The 14,547-nt window shown below is 69.3% G+C and carries 11 protein-coding genes and 1 pseudogene; 2 read left to right on the top strand and 10 right to left on the bottom strand.

The annotated features are described in order from the left end of the window. Positions 1-827, top strand: a pseudogene (locus RYM47_RS17935) (hypothetical protein); the annotation flags it as partial. 44 nt (positions 828-871) lie between these two features. Here the strand turns inward: RYM47_RS17935 and RYM47_RS17940 are convergent. From RYM47_RS17940 to RYM47_RS17950, 3 genes are all read right to left on the bottom strand, one after another. Continuing rightward, positions 872-1,207: an I78 family peptidase inhibitor gene (locus RYM47_RS17940; protein WP_315389714.1), complete on the bottom strand. Its 336-nt coding sequence runs from the start codon at positions 1,205-1,207 to the stop codon at positions 872-874. 78 nt (positions 1,208-1,285) lie between these two features. Then, the gene (locus RYM47_RS17945) at positions 1,286-2,368 is read right to left on the bottom strand and encodes a ribonuclease H-like domain-containing protein (RefSeq protein ID WP_315389715.1); all 1,083 of its coding nucleotides are present in this window, start codon (positions 2,366-2,368) and stop codon (positions 1,286-1,288) included. Further along, positions 2,365-4,845 (bottom strand): DEAD/DEAH box helicase, encoded by a 2,481-nt coding sequence (locus RYM47_RS17950; protein WP_315389717.1) that lies wholly within the window; start codon positions 4,843-4,845, stop codon positions 2,365-2,367. The genes RYM47_RS17945 and RYM47_RS17950 overlap by 4 nt, the downstream gene beginning before the upstream one ends. Positions 4,846-5,005: 160 nt before the next feature. Between RYM47_RS17950 and RYM47_RS17955 the strand changes: the two genes are divergently transcribed. Next, complete coding sequence (locus tag RYM47_RS17955; RefSeq protein ID WP_315389760.1) at positions 5,006-5,467, top strand: hypothetical protein; 462 nt, start codon at positions 5,006-5,008, stop codon at positions 5,465-5,467. Between the two features lie 61 nt (positions 5,468-5,528). Here the strand turns inward: RYM47_RS17955 and RYM47_RS17960 are convergent, their stop codons facing one another. The 7 genes from RYM47_RS17960 to RYM47_RS17990 are packed head-to-tail and all read right to left on the bottom strand — an operon-like array spanning position 5,529 to position 14,546. Beyond that, positions 5,529-7,334: a hypothetical protein gene (locus RYM47_RS17960; protein WP_315389718.1), complete on the bottom strand. Its 1,806-nt coding sequence runs from the start codon at positions 7,332-7,334 to the stop codon at positions 5,529-5,531. Then, complete coding sequence (locus RYM47_RS17965) at positions 7,331-9,487, bottom strand: hypothetical protein (protein ID WP_315389720.1); 2,157 nt, start codon at positions 9,485-9,487, stop codon at positions 7,331-7,333. Before RYM47_RS17965 ends, RYM47_RS17960 begins: the two co-directional genes overlap by 4 nt. Beyond that, a complete protein-coding gene (locus RYM47_RS17970) occupies positions 9,484-10,614 on the bottom strand; it encodes a BatA domain-containing protein (RefSeq protein ID WP_315389722.1) in 1,131 nt (376 codons plus the stop codon). Before RYM47_RS17970 ends, RYM47_RS17965 begins: the two co-directional genes overlap by 4 nt. After that, positions 10,611-11,495, bottom strand: a complete 885-nt coding sequence (locus RYM47_RS17975; RefSeq protein ID WP_315389724.1) for a DUF58 domain-containing protein — start codon at positions 11,493-11,495, stop codon at positions 10,611-10,613. The genes RYM47_RS17970 and RYM47_RS17975 overlap by 4 nt, the downstream gene beginning before the upstream one ends. Positions 11,496-11,508: 13 nt before the next feature. After that, entirely contained in the window at positions 11,509-12,495 is a 987-nt protein-coding gene (locus RYM47_RS17980; RefSeq protein WP_315389725.1) for a MoxR family ATPase, read from the bottom strand. A gap of 9 nt (positions 12,496-12,504) precedes the next feature. After that, entirely contained in the window at positions 12,505-13,212 is a 708-nt protein-coding gene (locus RYM47_RS17985; protein ID WP_315389727.1) for a DUF4159 domain-containing protein, read from the bottom strand. Next, complete coding sequence (locus RYM47_RS17990; RefSeq protein ID WP_019336350.1) at positions 13,212-14,546, bottom strand: TldD/PmbA family protein; 1,335 nt, start codon at positions 14,544-14,546, stop codon at positions 13,212-13,214. The genes RYM47_RS17985 and RYM47_RS17990 overlap by 1 nt, the downstream gene beginning before the upstream one ends. Between the last annotated feature and the right edge of the window lies 1 nt (position 14,547).

Consider the following 14,547-nt stretch of genomic DNA (forward strand, 5'->3'; position numbering starts at 1 on the left):
CGCCGCGCCCGGCCGCTGCGCCACGCGCACCCGCCGTGCCGACCGCACCCGACGCCCCGGCCGCACCGCGTGCACCTGCCGAGCCGCCGCATCCGGACCACGTCAGCAGCATGCACATCAACAGTGGCGGCTCCAGCACCACGATGATCACCCAGGGGCGATTGGACCTGTCGCACCAGCCGTCACAGGCGTATGTACTGCGCATGGGCAACGACAACTTCGTCAATGCGTCGATGGCCGACCTCAAGCAGTCGCAGCGCGACGCACCGAGCGGCGAACCGGTGCTCTGGGTGCGTCGCGGCAACGATCGCTATGTGATCCGCGATCCGGCGCTGATCCGTTCGCTCAGCCAGTCGCAGAAGGAAATCGGTGACCTGGGTCGCGCGCAGGGCGAGCTGGGTGAACAGCAGGGACGGTTGGGCGAACAACAGGGGCGCCTGGGCGAGCGCATGGCTGCCCTTTCACTGCAGGCCAGCCGCGAGGCGCTGGACGCCAGCCGTGAGGCCCTGCAGATGGACGCGGCGGAAATGGCCAACCAGGCTGCGCACCAAGGTAGCAGTGACGCTACGCGTGCGCTGGCCGCACGTCGTGCATCGGAACTTGCGCGCCAGCGCGCCGCGCAGGCGCGCACCGAGCAGGGCCGGCAGGAGCAGACCGAACAGGCGGCCCGGAAGCAGGCAGAGCTGGCCCTTCAGCAGCAGGGTCTGGCACGCCAGCAGGAAGCGCTGGCGCAACGCCAGAGCGTGGCCTCGGCCAAGGTTGCGCGCGATGTGCGCTCGGCCATCGACCAGGCGTTGGCCAACGGCACCGCGCAGCGGGTGCGTTGAGCCCACCGGATGGATAGAGCCACGCAGGGCGTGGCTCTACCGGGTCAATTACAGCCGATGCTGGTGATGCGGTTCTGTTCGTCCACTTGAATGGTCAACCGGTCTTCGCGGAAATCCATGGTCACCGCCATGCCCGGCTTCACCACGCGGGCATGCTTGGCGCCAGCGGCCTTGACGGTCTTCTCCACGAGTGCGGGGGACGCCACCTGGCCTTCCAACCCCTTCAACGCCTCGGGATCGCACTTCGTGCCGTTCCCCATGCCGGTCGGCAACGGGTCGACCACCGCCTGCGGCGGCTCTTCGGTGTTCTTCGGCGGCGGGCTGCTGCACGCCGACAGCGGCAGGGCACAGCTGATCAACAGCAACATGGGCAGGCGCATGGCGTACTCCTTGGAAGGGATGTGGCGCCAGCTTGCACCGGCCCAGCTGCACGGCGCGTCAACACGGTGAATACGCCACTAGCCCTGCGGCTGCGCCGCTGACAGTTCCAGGGTTTCGCGCTCGCGCTGCTCCTCGGCCACCAGCCGCAGCATCAGCAACGACAGGGTCACCACGTCCTGGTGGTTGTGTTCGGCCACCCGGCGCAGGTTCACCGCGCTTCCGCCACGCAGATAGTTCAGCCAGGCAGCCGGTGCTTCGGAACCGGGCAGGTCGTCCTCGCGGATCACCTGCAGCAGCTGGCGCTCGATGGTTGCCAGCCGGCAGTTCTCCCAGGTGCCCCGGTAGCGGCGGCGGGTCGGGAACAGCAGGTCCACATGGTCCAGCGGGGTGATCGGGCAGCGCTGGCGGGCCAGGCGGTAGCGGGTCTTCAGCAGCGGCGCGTCGTAGCAGCGGCCGTTGTAGCTGGAAAACACGGTGGTGGGCTGCAGCCAGCCGGCGAACTCGCGCAGCATCGCGGTTTCAGCGGCCATGGTGGTCATCAGCAGCTGGCGGATGCGCAGGCCCTCGCCGCGCGCGGCATCACGGTGCCAGTCGGCCGCGCCGATCATGAAGGCGCGGGTGCCGGTGCCACCGGCCAGGCCGGTGGTCTCGGTGTCGAAGAACAACAGGTCCTGCGGCTGCACCTGTTCGCCGTCGCGTTTGGCGAAGGCCAGCGACAGCGGCTGGGTGGGAATGGCGCGGGGCAGGAACGATTCGATCAGGAACAAGCCGGGCGCGATCTCCTCGCCGGGCACATGGCGGTCCTGCGCGTCCGCACGCGGTCGCGTGGCGGCTGCGCCACGATCGCGCAGGCCCAGCAGGCGGTGCAGGCCGCCTACTTCGGGCTTGCGCAGCGCTGTTGCGGGCGGCGCGGCAGGCACCCGTTCCCCGGTCGGCTTGTGCCGGATCTCCTTCTCGACCCAGGCGAACACCGAGTCCGGTGCGGCCCGGCGTGCGTGAGCATCGTTGGCCGCTGCGGGCACCACCGGCGCCGGCGGTTCAGGCACCGTGGCATGGCCTGCCGCCTGAGCCACGGGTGCAGCGCTGTCGACGGCCGGGCGCGGCGTGGCATCACCCGCCTGTCGGCGCAGCAGCCGCAGCTTGTCCAGGCTCAGGCTCAAAACGGCACCACGTCAGCGTCGATCCGCTCGCGCTCGGCAGCGCTGGGCAGCGCGTGTTCGTCGAACAGCGCCAGCACCTTGAGCGCCAGCGCCTTGGGTGTGGTGGCGTCTTCTTCCTGGCCAGCGAGCACCGGGCCCACGCAGGCGGGGCAGCCGGCCTTGCAGTCGCAGCGCTGTACCAGCTCCTGCGCGCGCTGCAGCAGTTCCGCCTGGCGCAGCCACAGCGGTTCGCTCAGGCCCACGCCCCCGGGGAAGTTGTCGTACAGGTACACGGTGGGCACGAACTGCTGCTGCAGCTCGATGGCGCTGGCATCGAATTCGGCGCCGCGCAGCTGCCCGCGCCCGCTCTGGTCGGCCACCGCGAACCATGCGCCATCGCCATTGCCTACCGCCTTCTGCAGGTCGCGCGCGTCGGCCATCACCGCCACCGTGGCGACGATGTGCAGCGCGTAAGCGGCGCCGAGGAAGCCGTCCAGTGCTTCCTGCTTGGAATCGAACGCGGTCAACAGCAGGCCCTGCGGCAGCTGCCACCACACTGCCGTGGTGTGCAGTTCCTGATCGGGCAGGTTGACCGGCCCGTAACCAATGTTTTCGTGGGTGTAGTAGCGGATCTTCTTGTAACCGGCCACGCGCCGCACCACGTGCACTTCGCCGTGATGCGAGTCGCCGCGCCCGGCCATGCAGCCGTCGAAGCGGTCCAGCACCTTGAGCTTGGTAAAGTCGATGCTGTCGGTGTAGTAGTCCACGTGGGTACGGGTGACATAGGCCTTGCGGCCTTCCCAGTCCAGCCGCTCCACCTGGTAGGGCGTGGACTGCACCATGTGGATGGCGCCTTCATACAGGGTGAGCGCGGCGGCGGAGTAGTCCACTTCGGCAATGATCTGCTGCTTGCCGTCGCTGCGGTCGACCACCACGAAATTGCCGTCGGCCACCGAACGCAGGCTGACCGCGTTGGCCGGGTAGCTGTCGGCGATCCATTCCCAGCGGTCGCCTTCGCGGTGCACCACCTCGGTTTCGGCCAAGGCCTCCAGGAACACCAGCGGATCGATCGGCCCGAACGGGTCGCCGGCCAGGAACGGCAGCTCGAACGCCGCGCAGCGGATGTGATCGAACAGGATCAGCGGCTGGTCCGGCGCGATGCGCGCGTGTTCGGGCGAGGCGTCGGCGAAGAAGTCCGGGTGGCGCACCACGTACTGGTCCAGCGGCTGCGAGCTGGCCACCAGCACGCCCAGCGCCGGCTGCTGGCGGCGACCTGCGCGGCCGAAGCGTTGCCAGGTGGCGGCCACGCTGCCGGGGTAGCCATTGAGCACCACCACGTCCAGGCTGCCGATATCCACGCCCAGCTCCAGCGCCGAGGTACTGACGATGCCGTCGATGGTGCCGGCGCGCATGGCGCGTTCGGTTTCGCGGCGCTCGGTGGGCAGGTAGCCGCCACGGTAGGCGCGGATACGGGCCGGCTTGCGCGGGTCGTGGTCGAAGATGTCCTTCAGGTACTTGGTGAGCACTTCGACCATCAACCGGCTCTGCGCGAAGATCAGCGTCTTCAGCCCGGACTTGATTGCGATGCGCGCGATGCGGTTGCTCTGCGAGCGCGCGGAGGCACGCAGGCCGAGGTCGGCATTCACCACCGGCGGGTTCCACAGCAGCACGTGCTTGGGCCCCGTCGGCGCGCCGGACTCGGTGACCGCGGTCACCGGCGCTTCGATCAGCGCTTCGGCATGCGCCTGCGGGTTGCCGATGGTGGCCGAGCACAGGATGAACTGCGGTTGCACCCCGTAGAACGCGCAGATGCGCTTGAGCCGGCGCAGCACGTTGGTGACGTGGCTGCCGAACACGCCGCGGTAGGTGTGTACCTCGTCGATGACGATGTAGCGCAGGTTCTCGAAGAACTGCGCCCACTTGGTGTGATGCGGCAGGATCGCCTGGTGCAGCATGTCCGGGTTGGACACCACGATGTCGCCGTGTAGGCGGATCGCCTGGCGGGCGTCGCCGGGGGTGTCGCCGTCGAAGGTGAAGGCCTTCACCCCCAGGTCGCCGGCGCGGTTGAGCTCCAGCAGTTCCGCCACCTGGTCCTGGGCCAGGGCTTTGGTCGGAAACAGGTACAGCGCCTTGGCCTTGCCCTGCATGGCGGCACTGACCACCGGCAGGGTGTAGCACAGCGACTTGCCGCTGGCGGTGGGGGTGACGATGGCCACGTGTTCGCCACGCTGGGTGGCGTCCCACGCCTCAGCCTGGTGGCTGTAGAGCTGCTCGATGCCACGCGCCTTCAGCGCGGCGGTCAGCGCGGCCGGCACATCCGCCGGAATCGGGGCGTAGCTACCCTCGCGGCCGGGGATGGTGAAGCTGCCGGTGATGCGGTCGGAGTAGCGCCGTTGCAGCCGCTCGGTGAGCAGCGCGCCGTTGCGCGAGGGCAGCCCATCGGTGGTCGCAAGGCGCCGTTCGGCGTCCTCGGTGCGCTTGGCGAGTTCGTAAGCCATGGGAAACAACGGTCTGCAAAGGACGCCATGGAAACATAAAGCGGTCTCAGTGACTGAGACACGGCGGCGCGAATCGGTGAATGGTTCAGTGCCCAACGAATTCTGAAGGGCGCGCTGCGTATGCTCCGCCGACGATGCCGCTCACAGGACAGGACGCATGATGCGAGGCAAGGGACTGCGGGGAACCACGTGGCTGGCAGGTGTACTGCTGGCAGGCGCAGCGCAGGGACAGGATGGCGCAGCGCCGCCTGAAAGCGCCAACGCGCAGGTCACCACGCTCGGCGAAGTCCGCGCGCTCAGGCCGGACGAGGAGGTGCCGCTGGACCTGTACCGCTTCAAGAGCCCGGTGGAGCCCGCGCCCAACGCGTTCAACCGCGCCTGGCGCGAGCCGCCGTCGCTGGAAGAAGTGGGCATGCGCGGTGGCTACTTGATGATGGGCATCAACTACGGCATCGCCCAGACCGCCAAGGGCCTGCACACGCTGACCCGCGCACCGGACCCGATCCAGTCCGCCGTTGCCCGCCCGCCGCCGGGTCTGGATGCGGATCAGCAGCGAAGGGCGTTGCAGCTCTGTGAGGCAGAGCAGGGATGTGGTGTGGCCGTGCCGGCCGGTAAACCGTAGGGACACGCCATGCGTGTCCTGCGTGGCGGCAGGCATGGCCTGGGACACGCGTGGCGTGTCGCTACGCGGTTACCCGCCTTCTTTCGAGCCACCACAACAGCCCGGCGACGGCGATGAAGGCGAGCAGCCAGGGCCAGCGCGGGCCCGGCATCGTGTCGGTCGCGGTTGCGGCGGTGGTACGGGTTTCGTCCAGGCGCTGTGCCGTGGCGTCGCGCTGCTGCTGGCGGTGCAGCGGCTGGGCCGAGGCGGGATCGAATACGTAGAAGGCCTGCGCAATGTCGCCGTGCTGCAGCTGGTGCCAGCCCGGCTGCTGAGGCCAGTAGGCGGCGCAGCGCTGGGTGCCGGTGGCGGGGTCGACCTGCAGGGCGACGGTGTGGCCTGCGGGGTCGCGGACCCGACTGGTGTCGGACACGTCGCACAGGGTCACGCGCTCGCCCGCCCACGGCGTGGTGGAGGTCAGGCGTACCGCCGGTGCGCCGGGCAAGGCGCGGGCCACCTGGGCGAACACGCCGGACCACAGTTCGGCATGGCGGTCGTCGCGGCCGGACAGCACCAGCCGGTAGCTGTCGGTGACTGGCAGCAGTGCGATGCGGCCACGACCGACGCTGCGCCAGCCGCCAACGGCCGCGCCCTTGGCGTCGTGCAGCAGCGCGTCGCTGCCGGGCAGGTTCACCTCGAATTGTTCCAGTGCGGGCGGTGCCGCGCTGTGCGAAGCGGTGTCGGCCTCGTCGGTGTAGGCGGTGCGCTCGCTGGTCGGGCGCTGCGGGCCGCGACGGGCCTGCAGCAGCGCGGCCTCCGGATCGGCAGCCAACAGCAGCGGTACGGCGCGGGTGCCTCCGCTTGCCGGCAGTCCCCAGCTGCGCAGCGCCTGACGGGTGGTGTCGTTGAGCGGACCGGTAGTGCGGACCACCACGCCCAGCCCGGCCCGCACTGCCTGCGCGACCACGCTGCGCTGCGCGGTGCCGAGTGCGGCCAGGCTGCGTTCGTCGAGTACCAGCACATCGGTGGCGGCCAGCCGGGCGGCGGTGAGGGCTACCGGGGTGTCACCGAGCATGACGCCACCCCCGGCACTGGACTGGGCCTGTACCTCCAGCCCGGTGTCGGTGGCCCAACGCCGCAGGTACTTCAGCTCCGGACCCGGTGCGCCGGCGATCACCAGCACGCGTGGTGCAGGGACGGCGAGGGTCTGCAATGGAACCGCAACGGTATCCACTGCGTGCTGCTGCGCATCGAGGAGGCGCAGGCTGAATTCACTGCGGCCAGCGGCGCGCGCGGTGCCCTGCAGGTGCACCCGGCCCTGCGCATCGAGCGGAGCGCGGTCGACCACCATGCCGGCCGGGTCGAGCAGCTCGGCGCGCGCGTTGGCGACGCCGTTGACGCGCGCGCTGACCGTAAACAAGGCGCCCGGCGCGGTGGTGGTGGGTGGCTGCAGTGACACCCACCCAGTGGGCGCAGGCGCGGCCTGCAGCGTGGTGTGCGCGGGCAAGGCGGTTTCGCGGTCGCGTGCGGACAGGCCGTCTCCGACCAGCACCAGTGCAGTGCTGCCGGGGTACTGGCGCAGGGCGGTGGCGAGGTCCGGAGCGCGGATGGCGCCTGCCGGTGCGGCGGCTTCGGGCAGGGCGATCAGCGTGGTGCCTGCGGCGGGGTCTTTAGCGAGTGATGCGTTGCGGGTCAGCACGGTGAGTTGGCCGGCTTCCACGCTGCCCTGTGGGGGTAGCAGGGTGAAGTAGAGCAGGAGCGCCGCCAGGGCCTGCAGGGCGATCAGCATCGCGCGGTGGAGCGGCCGGGCAGAGCCCGGCGCTACGCGGAGGGTGCCGACGATGACGATGATGGCCAGGGCGATGGCGACCCACAGTGCGGTACTCATCGGGTGGCCTCCAGGGCGTCCAGGTAGCGCTGTGCCATCGGGTCCGGTGTGGCTCTCCGTTCTACCTGCGGCAGCGGTCGCAACAAGGCGCGCCACAGCTGCGCGCGCAAGGTGCTGCGGCAGGCGATGCAGTCCGGCTCGATGCGCAGCTCTTCGATGGCCGCTGCCAGGCTCAACGGATCCGCCAGGCGGCGCTCGTTGCGGCCCAGCCATTGGCTGAGCGCGTCCAGGTCCGGCACGTTGCCGGTGTCGGCCAGCTGCTGCCAGACCGCGACGATCGCCGGGTCCGGTGCGGCGACCGGTGCAATCGCCAGCGTACGGCTGCCAAGGTCGGCGCGGTCGCCGGTCATGCGGCGGCCTTCATCGATCGGCGGCAACTCGGGACCCACCCGCGCCAGGTAGATGCGTTCGGCCTGCTGCACCTTCTTGATGAACTCCAGCGCCTTGTTGGCGAACGGCAGGGCGCGCTCGGGCCTGCCTTGGCGCAGCTCGCCCTCGGATGACCACATCTGATCCAGCGCAGCCTTCAGGATCGCGCGGGTTTCCGGGTCCAGCAGCGTGGCCGCTTCGGCGTGGTCGTGGGTGTGGCCGTACTCGGAGAGCACGTCGGTGGCGGTGCCGAACACGGGTGCGGCGTCGGCTTTCGAAGCGCCATGGTCGTGGTCGTCGTGGCTGTCCTGTGCTGTGGTGGGCTCGTGCGCGTGATCGTCGTCGTGTCCAGCGGCCGGTGCGTCGCTGGTCGGCAGACTGTCGCTGGTGGGCGGCGCCTTGGGTGCGCCTTCGCTTTCCTCGCCGAGGAACTGGCCATAGCGCAGGCGCAGGATGCGCTGGTCCACGCCGATGGCGTCGCTGCGTTTCACGAACTCCTCCGCCGACAGTTTCCCGCGCTGTTTGATCAGCGCTTCGGCGTCGATGATGATCTGTCGCTGGCTGCGGAAGTACGCCGGCAGGGTCTTCTTGACCATGCCTTCCAGGTCCGCGCCCAGCACCTCTTCTTCGCTGGGCAGGCGCAGGATCAGACTGGTGCTCTGTGCGGTCTGCGGCGTGGGGGTGTGGTTGTCGCGCACGTGCAGCTGCGCGATCACATCGTTGCCCGGCCCGGCGCCCAGCGCCGCGAGGTCCAGGGTGCGCACGAAGCGGCGCTGCGTGGCCGGGCCGGTGCCGCTCAGCGCGATGCGCTGCTCGCGGAACGTGATGTTCTCGCCGCTGCCCTGGGCCAGGGTCAGCGCCAGCTCGGCCGTGGGCGCCACGCCGAAGTCGTCGCTGGCTTCGAACTGCAGGGTCCATTGGCGCTGGCCAGGCGTGGCCAGCACCAGGGTGCGATCGGGCGCGATCACGCGCACGGTCGGTGGTCGGTCGGATACCACGTCCAGCCGGTACAGGCGCGGCGCGCTCAGCGCAGGCTCGGTGACGATGCGGTACAGGGTGGGGCGGCTGGCGTTCCACTGCGCCACCCACGCTTCGCCGTCGCGACGCAGCGCGATGCGGGTGCCGTCGTGCAGTTGCAGGGCCGCCTTGGTTGGCTGTGCGGTAAAGCGTAACGACCAGTCCAGCGCGCTGCCCTGCACCACCTTGGCGTCCAATGCGGTCTGCGTGCGCGCGGCCTGCCCGGTGTACGCCGGGGCACGGATCTGCAGGCGGGCGGACTGCAGGCGCGGCGGCAGTGCGACGCTGGCCTCGGGAGCGGCGGTGCCTGGAAGCATCGGCAGCGGTGCGCCCGGCGCGGGCCAGCCCACCGCCAGCACCGTGACGAGCACGCCGACCAGCCATGACGCCACCAGCCAGCGGCGCGGCCACGACGTGCGCAGGTCAGGCATGGCGCCGTGCAGGGTGCGGCTGATGCGATCGCGTTGCAGCTGCTGCAACGGATTGAGCGTGGTGGCATCGGCGAACAGCAGGTCAGCGCTGTCCTGCGCGACCGGATGCGCATCCAGCCGGCGCACCAGCCACTGCCGGTCGAGCCGACGTGCGCGCCAGGTGGCCGTGCCCACGACCAGCAACAGCGTGACCAGCAGCACCACCGATGCGACGCTGATGCCTGCAAGGCGCACCGCCACGGCAGTGACGGCCAGCGCAAGCGGCAGAAGCACGGCCGCAACAGCCAGCCACTGACGACGGCGCGCGCGCTGCCACGCCTGCTGCAGCGGACTCATGCCCCCGCCCCGCGACGGCGTGACGTGGCCATCCAGCGTTCCAGCGCGAACAGGCACACGATGATGATCAGCAGCCACAGGCTCAGGTCACGCGGTTGCACGAGGGGTGCGGCGGCTCCGCTCAACGGGCGCTGCGAGGCGGCAGGTGCAAGCTGGGGTGCGGCGGCGGGGTGTACCTGTTCCAGCAGGCGGCGCGGGAAGGAAGGATCGCGCAGGATCGGCAAGGCGTCGGGGGTCAACGCGGCAGTGAAGCGCAGCACCTGGCCGCGACCGAGCGCGTGCCGCGCGAGGGTGGGCTTGCCTTCGTGGTCCGGAAGGATGGGAGTGCCGTTGTCGGCGACAGCAGTCGCGGACAACGCGAGCACACTGTTCCCCGCTTCCACCCAGGCACGCCATGCCGGGGACAGCGGCGCGCTGGACCGCCACACGCCTATTTCGCCATTGGCTGGCACCGCGTCCCCTTCGAGCGTTGCGGACAGTGGTTGCGCGTTCCACGCGCGCTGCACGGCGTCGAGCACGCGCAGCGTCTGCGCATCGTCTGCATTGGGTGCAGCGCTGCCAACGCGCAGGCGTGGTGCAGTGTCGCCGGTGGTCGCAGTGATCGGCGTGGCCACCGACCGCCATTCGACGGCGCGCGACAGCCTGGGACGCTCGCCATCCAGGCCGGTCATCGGGTCAGGCACATACACGGTCAACGCGGTGCCGGACGGCAGCTGCTGGTCCAGCTCACGCAGCAGGCTGGCCAGCGGCTGCGTGGTGCCCGGCGCAGTGTCCTGCAACGGCGGGAACCCCGGCGCCAGCCAGCGGCCTTCGCTGCCCTCAGGCACCGTCACCGGGGCCAACCCCGGCGCAACCACCACCCACGGTGGCGCCTGTACCGGTGCGCCATGCAGCAGCGGGTGTGCAAGCAACACGGCCAGTGCCGCCAGCAGCAACAGGCGCACCAGCAGCAGTGGCCATTCGTCGAAACGGATCCGCTGGCGCGGGCGCGCCTTGGCCCGCAGCCAGCGCAGCGCAGCGAACTCCAGCGGCGCGTAGTGGTGGCGACGGGCCAAGTGGATCAGCAACGGCACCAGCAGCGCAGCCAGCGCGAACAGACCCATCGGGAACAGCAACGACAGGCTCATCGCCCGACCCCGGCAAGCGCACGCAGCGGCGCATCCAGCGGTTGGTCGGTGTGGGTCACCACATGCGCGATGCCGCCGCGCTGCAAGCGCGACTGAAGCAGTCGCTGGGCCTCGCCGAAACGGGCCAGGTAGTCATCGCGGATCGCACGGCCATCGCCGAGCAGCTCCTCACCGGTTTCCGGGTCGCGGAAACGGTGGCCGTCCTGGAACGGGAAGTCGCGCTCGTCGGCGGTGAGGATCTGCAACTGCGCCACGTCGCGGCGTGCGGCGGCCAGCCGCTCCAGCAGCACGGTGCCGGCCTCGTCGAAGCCATCGCCCAGCGCAATGAGCATGTCGTTGGCCTGGACCCGCTCCCACACCGGTCGCAACGCGTCCGTGGCAGGCCAGGCGCCGTGCGCACGCAGGCGGTGCAGCAGCAGGTGGATGCGGTCGCGTTGGCGGGCACCGCTGCCGGCCGGTACCAACTGCACGCCCTCGCCACTGACGGCGATCAGCCCGAAGCGGTCGCCCTGCTGCAACGCCAGTTCGATGATGCACGCCGCCACCGCGCTGGCGTGGTCGAGCCGCGACACGCCGGGGCGTGCGCGATCGCACTGGCCGGCCGATGCGGTGGCATCGAGCAGGATCCAGATCGTGACCGGGCTTTCGCGCTCGGATTCGCGCACGAAGAAGCGGTCCGAACGGGCATACAGCTTCCAGTCGATCTGGCGCAGTTCATCGCCGGGTTCGTAGGCGCGGTACTGGGCGAACTCCAGCCCGGCGCCGCGGCTGCGGCTGGCGTGCTGCCCGATGCCCTGCGCGCCCACGGCACGCCGTGGCAACAGGCGCAGCGCCTTCAGGCGGCTGCGCACATCGGCGGGAATGGCGATCGGGGCGTGCATGCGCGGTGTGGGATCAGGCGGGGAAGGGCACGGCCTGCAGCAACGCAGCGATCACGTCGTCGGCGTTCTTCTGCTCGGCCTCTGCCGCGAACGAAAGCAGCAGGCGATGGCGCAGTACCGGCGCCATCAGCGCCTGCACGTCATCACGGGTCGCCGCAAAGCGGCCCTGCAGCAGGGCACGCGCCTTGGCCGCCAGCACCAGCGACTGTCCGGCGCGCGGTCCTGCGCCCCACTTGATCCAGTGGTTCACCGCAGCCGGCGCACCCTCGCCGGGACGGCTGGCGCGGACCAGCCGGGTGATCCAGGTCAGCACATCGTCGCTGACGTGCACCTGGCGCACCGCGGCCTGCAGGGCCAGCACGTCCTCGGCATGCATCACCTTGGGCACCGCACCGCTGCTGCTTCCGGTGGTCTGCACCAGGATGTCGCGCTCTTCCTGTTCGCTGGGGTAGTCCACCCGCACGTGCAGCAGGAACCGGTCCAGCTGCGCTTCGGGCAGCGGATAGGTGCCGGCCTGTTCGATCGGGTTCTGCGTGGCCAGCACAAAGAACGGTGCGGGCAGCGAATAGGTGGTGCCGGCATAGCTGACGGTGCGTTCCTGCATCGCCTCCAGCAGTGCGGCCTGGGTCTTCGGCGGCGTGCGGTTGAGCTCGTCGGCCAACAGCAGGTGGGTGAAGATCGGGCCCTGCTGGAAGCGGAAGTGCCGGTGGCCGGTGCCATGATCTTCCTCCAGCAGCTCGGTGCCCAGGATGTCGCTGGGCATCAGGTCCGGGGTGAACTGCACCCGCCGGAACTGCAGCTCCAGCGCCTGCCCGAGCGAACGCACCAGCAGGGTCTTGCCCAGCCCCGGCGCGCCTTCCAGCAGTACATGGCCGCCGGCAAGCAGGCCGATCAACAGCTGCTCCACTACATCGTGCTGACCGACTACGGCCTGGCCCAGCGCGTCGCGCAGGAGCTGCAGTTTCGGCAACAGGGATTCAACAGGGCTCACGGTATTCATGGGGGGTACCTAGTTGTTCAACGCATACATCACGATGTTCACGCCGAATCGCGTGTTGTCTTCGGCCAGGAAACGCTTGTTGCGCCAGTCGTAATCCCACTCGCAACCGTAATCCTTGTTGCTGTAGAGCACGCCCAGCCGGCCATCGACCTCGATGCCCTTCAGGTAATCGTGGACCAGGTCGTCGCCCCAGCCATTGAGCTCGAAGCCGGTCGCGGGTGGTCCATCCGGGAACTTGAAGAAGCTGCGGTACAGCGGATGCGTGTTGGGCAGCTTCTTCAACGCGGCCGGCCCGAACAGCCTGGCCATCTGCGCCTCGAACGACTTGGCGAACAGCCCGTCGATGTCGTGGTTGCAGTCGTCGACGAAGACAAACCCGCCATTGCGCACGTAGCGCACGAAGTTCTGCCGCTCGGCCGCGTTGAACTCCACCAGCTTGTGCCCGGCCAGGTAGCAGAACGGGGCGTCCAGCATGCGCGGGTCGGACAACGCGATGACCCGCTCGGTGGGATCCACCCGCAGCGTGGTGTAGTCGATCAGCGAGGTGATCAGGTTGGACGGCATGCGCGCGTCCACGTCCCAGTCGCCGGAGTCGTACTGCAGGCGGGTGAACCAGAAGTCGTAGCGCGAACTGCGCGGGCCTGCCTGCGCGAAGGCCGGCAGCGCCGCCGCCGAAGCGGCAGCGGCCAACCAGCGCAGGCAGGCCCGGCGATCCATCAGACCGCGTCGGACAGCGAGGTGAAGGTGAAATCGCGCAGCTTCATCGGCGGGATCATCATCACGTAGCTGGATTCATCACCGGCCACGCGCACCGGCTTGCCCAGCTCTTCGATGTTGTTGAGCATGATCACCGGCGATTCGTTGAAGCGGAAGTTCTTCACCGGGTGCTTGATCTGGCCGTTCTCGATGTAGAAGGTGCCGTCGCGGGTGAGGCCGGTCAGCAGCACGGTCTGCGGATCGACCATGCGGATGTACCAGGTACGGGTGACCAGGATGCCCTTCTGGGTGCCGCGCACCAGTTCGGCGGTGCTCTTGTCGCCACCGCTCATCAGCAGGTTGCCCGGTGTTGCCTTGGCGGTCTTGCCCTGCTTCTGCGCCCAGAAGCGCGAGTAGTCCAGGTTGGCGATCTTGCCGTTCTCGATGATGGCCATGCGCTCGCGCGGCATGCCTTCGCCATCCCACGGCAGCACCGGTGCGTCCGGATGCCACGGGTCGGCGATCATGGTCACGCGCGGGTCGTAGACCTGCTCGCCCAGCTTGTTGCCACCGCCCTTCTTCGACAGGAAGCTGCGGCCTTCATCGGCCGAGCGTGCGCTGAAGAAGTTCATCATGAAGCTGATCAGGCCGGCGGCCGCGGCGGGCTCCAGGATCACTGTGTACTTGCCCGGTTCCAGCGCCTTGGCTTCGGCCGATTCGGTGGCCTTGCGCATGGCGATGCGGATGTCCTGGTCGGCCTTGAAGTCCGCCGCATCCTTCAGGTTGCGGCCGACCCAGCCCGAACCACGGCCATCTTCGGTACGCACGGTGCAGGTGTAATCGAAGTTGGTGGTGCGCTGGTAGGCGAAGTTGCCGTTGCTGTTGGCGGTGGCCTGGAAGCCCTGGCCGTCTTCGAGAAAACCGGCGGCAATCAGCCCATGGCCACGGCAAGGAGCGATCGAATCGGCGGCGACCTTGGCGCGGAAGGCCGGATCAATCGCTGCAGTGGACTCGCTGAACGTCGGGCTGGCGCGGTAGCTCTGCTTGCCGATGGCCGGCATGAACTCCGGGTTCTCCGGCGCCAGCCGGGCCAGGTCCTCGGCACGGCGCACCACGCGTTCCAGCGCGGCGTCGTCGAACTCGTTGATCGAGGCCGTGCCGACGCGCTTGCCGAAGGCGACGGTGACCGCCAGCTCGGTGTTGTCGACGATGCCACTGGTGGAGACATTGTTCAGCGCGAAACGAATGTTGCCGCTGATCGCGCCGGCCAGCACGGCGGTGCACTCGTCGGCCTTGGACAGGGCGATGACCTTGTCGAGGATGGCCTTGGCCTGGGCTTCGGTGAAGATACTCATG

It is taken from the genome of uncultured Stenotrophomonas sp., assembly GCF_963519125.1.
Classification (GTDB): Bacteria; Pseudomonadota; Gammaproteobacteria; order Xanthomonadales; family Xanthomonadaceae; genus Stenotrophomonas.

Excerpts from the sequence above, each read along its gene's own strand:
- RYM47_RS17940 (WP_315389714.1), bottom strand. The coding sequence starts at position 1,207 with ATGCGCCTGCCCATGTTGCTGTTGATCAGCTGTGCCCTGCCGCTGTCG.
- RYM47_RS17950 (WP_315389717.1), bottom strand. The coding sequence starts at position 4,845 with ATGGCTTACGAACTCGCCAAGCGCACCGAGGACGCCGAACGGCGCCTT.
- RYM47_RS17955 (WP_315389760.1), top strand. The coding sequence starts at position 5,006 with ATGCGAGGCAAGGGACTGCGGGGAACCACGTGGCTGGCAGGTGTACTG.
- RYM47_RS17960 (WP_315389718.1), bottom strand. The coding sequence starts at position 7,334 with ATGAGTACCGCACTGTGGGTCGCCATCGCCCTGGCCATCATCGTCATC.
- RYM47_RS17965 (WP_315389720.1), bottom strand. The coding sequence starts at position 9,487 with ATGAGTCCGCTGCAGCAGGCGTGGCAGCGCGCGCGCCGTCGTCAGTGG.
- RYM47_RS17970 (WP_315389722.1), bottom strand. The coding sequence starts at position 10,614 with ATGAGCCTGTCGTTGCTGTTCCCGATGGGTCTGTTCGCGCTGGCTGCG.
- RYM47_RS17975 (WP_315389724.1), bottom strand. The coding sequence starts at position 11,495 with ATGCACGCCCCGATCGCCATTCCCGCCGATGTGCGCAGCCGCCTGAAG.
- RYM47_RS17980 (WP_315389725.1), bottom strand. The coding sequence starts at position 12,495 with ATGAATACCGTGAGCCCTGTTGAATCCCTGTTGCCGAAACTGCAGCTC.
- RYM47_RS17985 (WP_315389727.1), bottom strand. The coding sequence starts at position 13,212 with ATGGATCGCCGGGCCTGCCTGCGCTGGTTGGCCGCTGCCGCTTCGGCG.
- RYM47_RS17990 (WP_019336350.1), bottom strand. The coding sequence starts at position 14,546 with ATGAGTATCTTCACCGAAGCCCAGGCCAAGGCCATCCTCGACAAGGTC.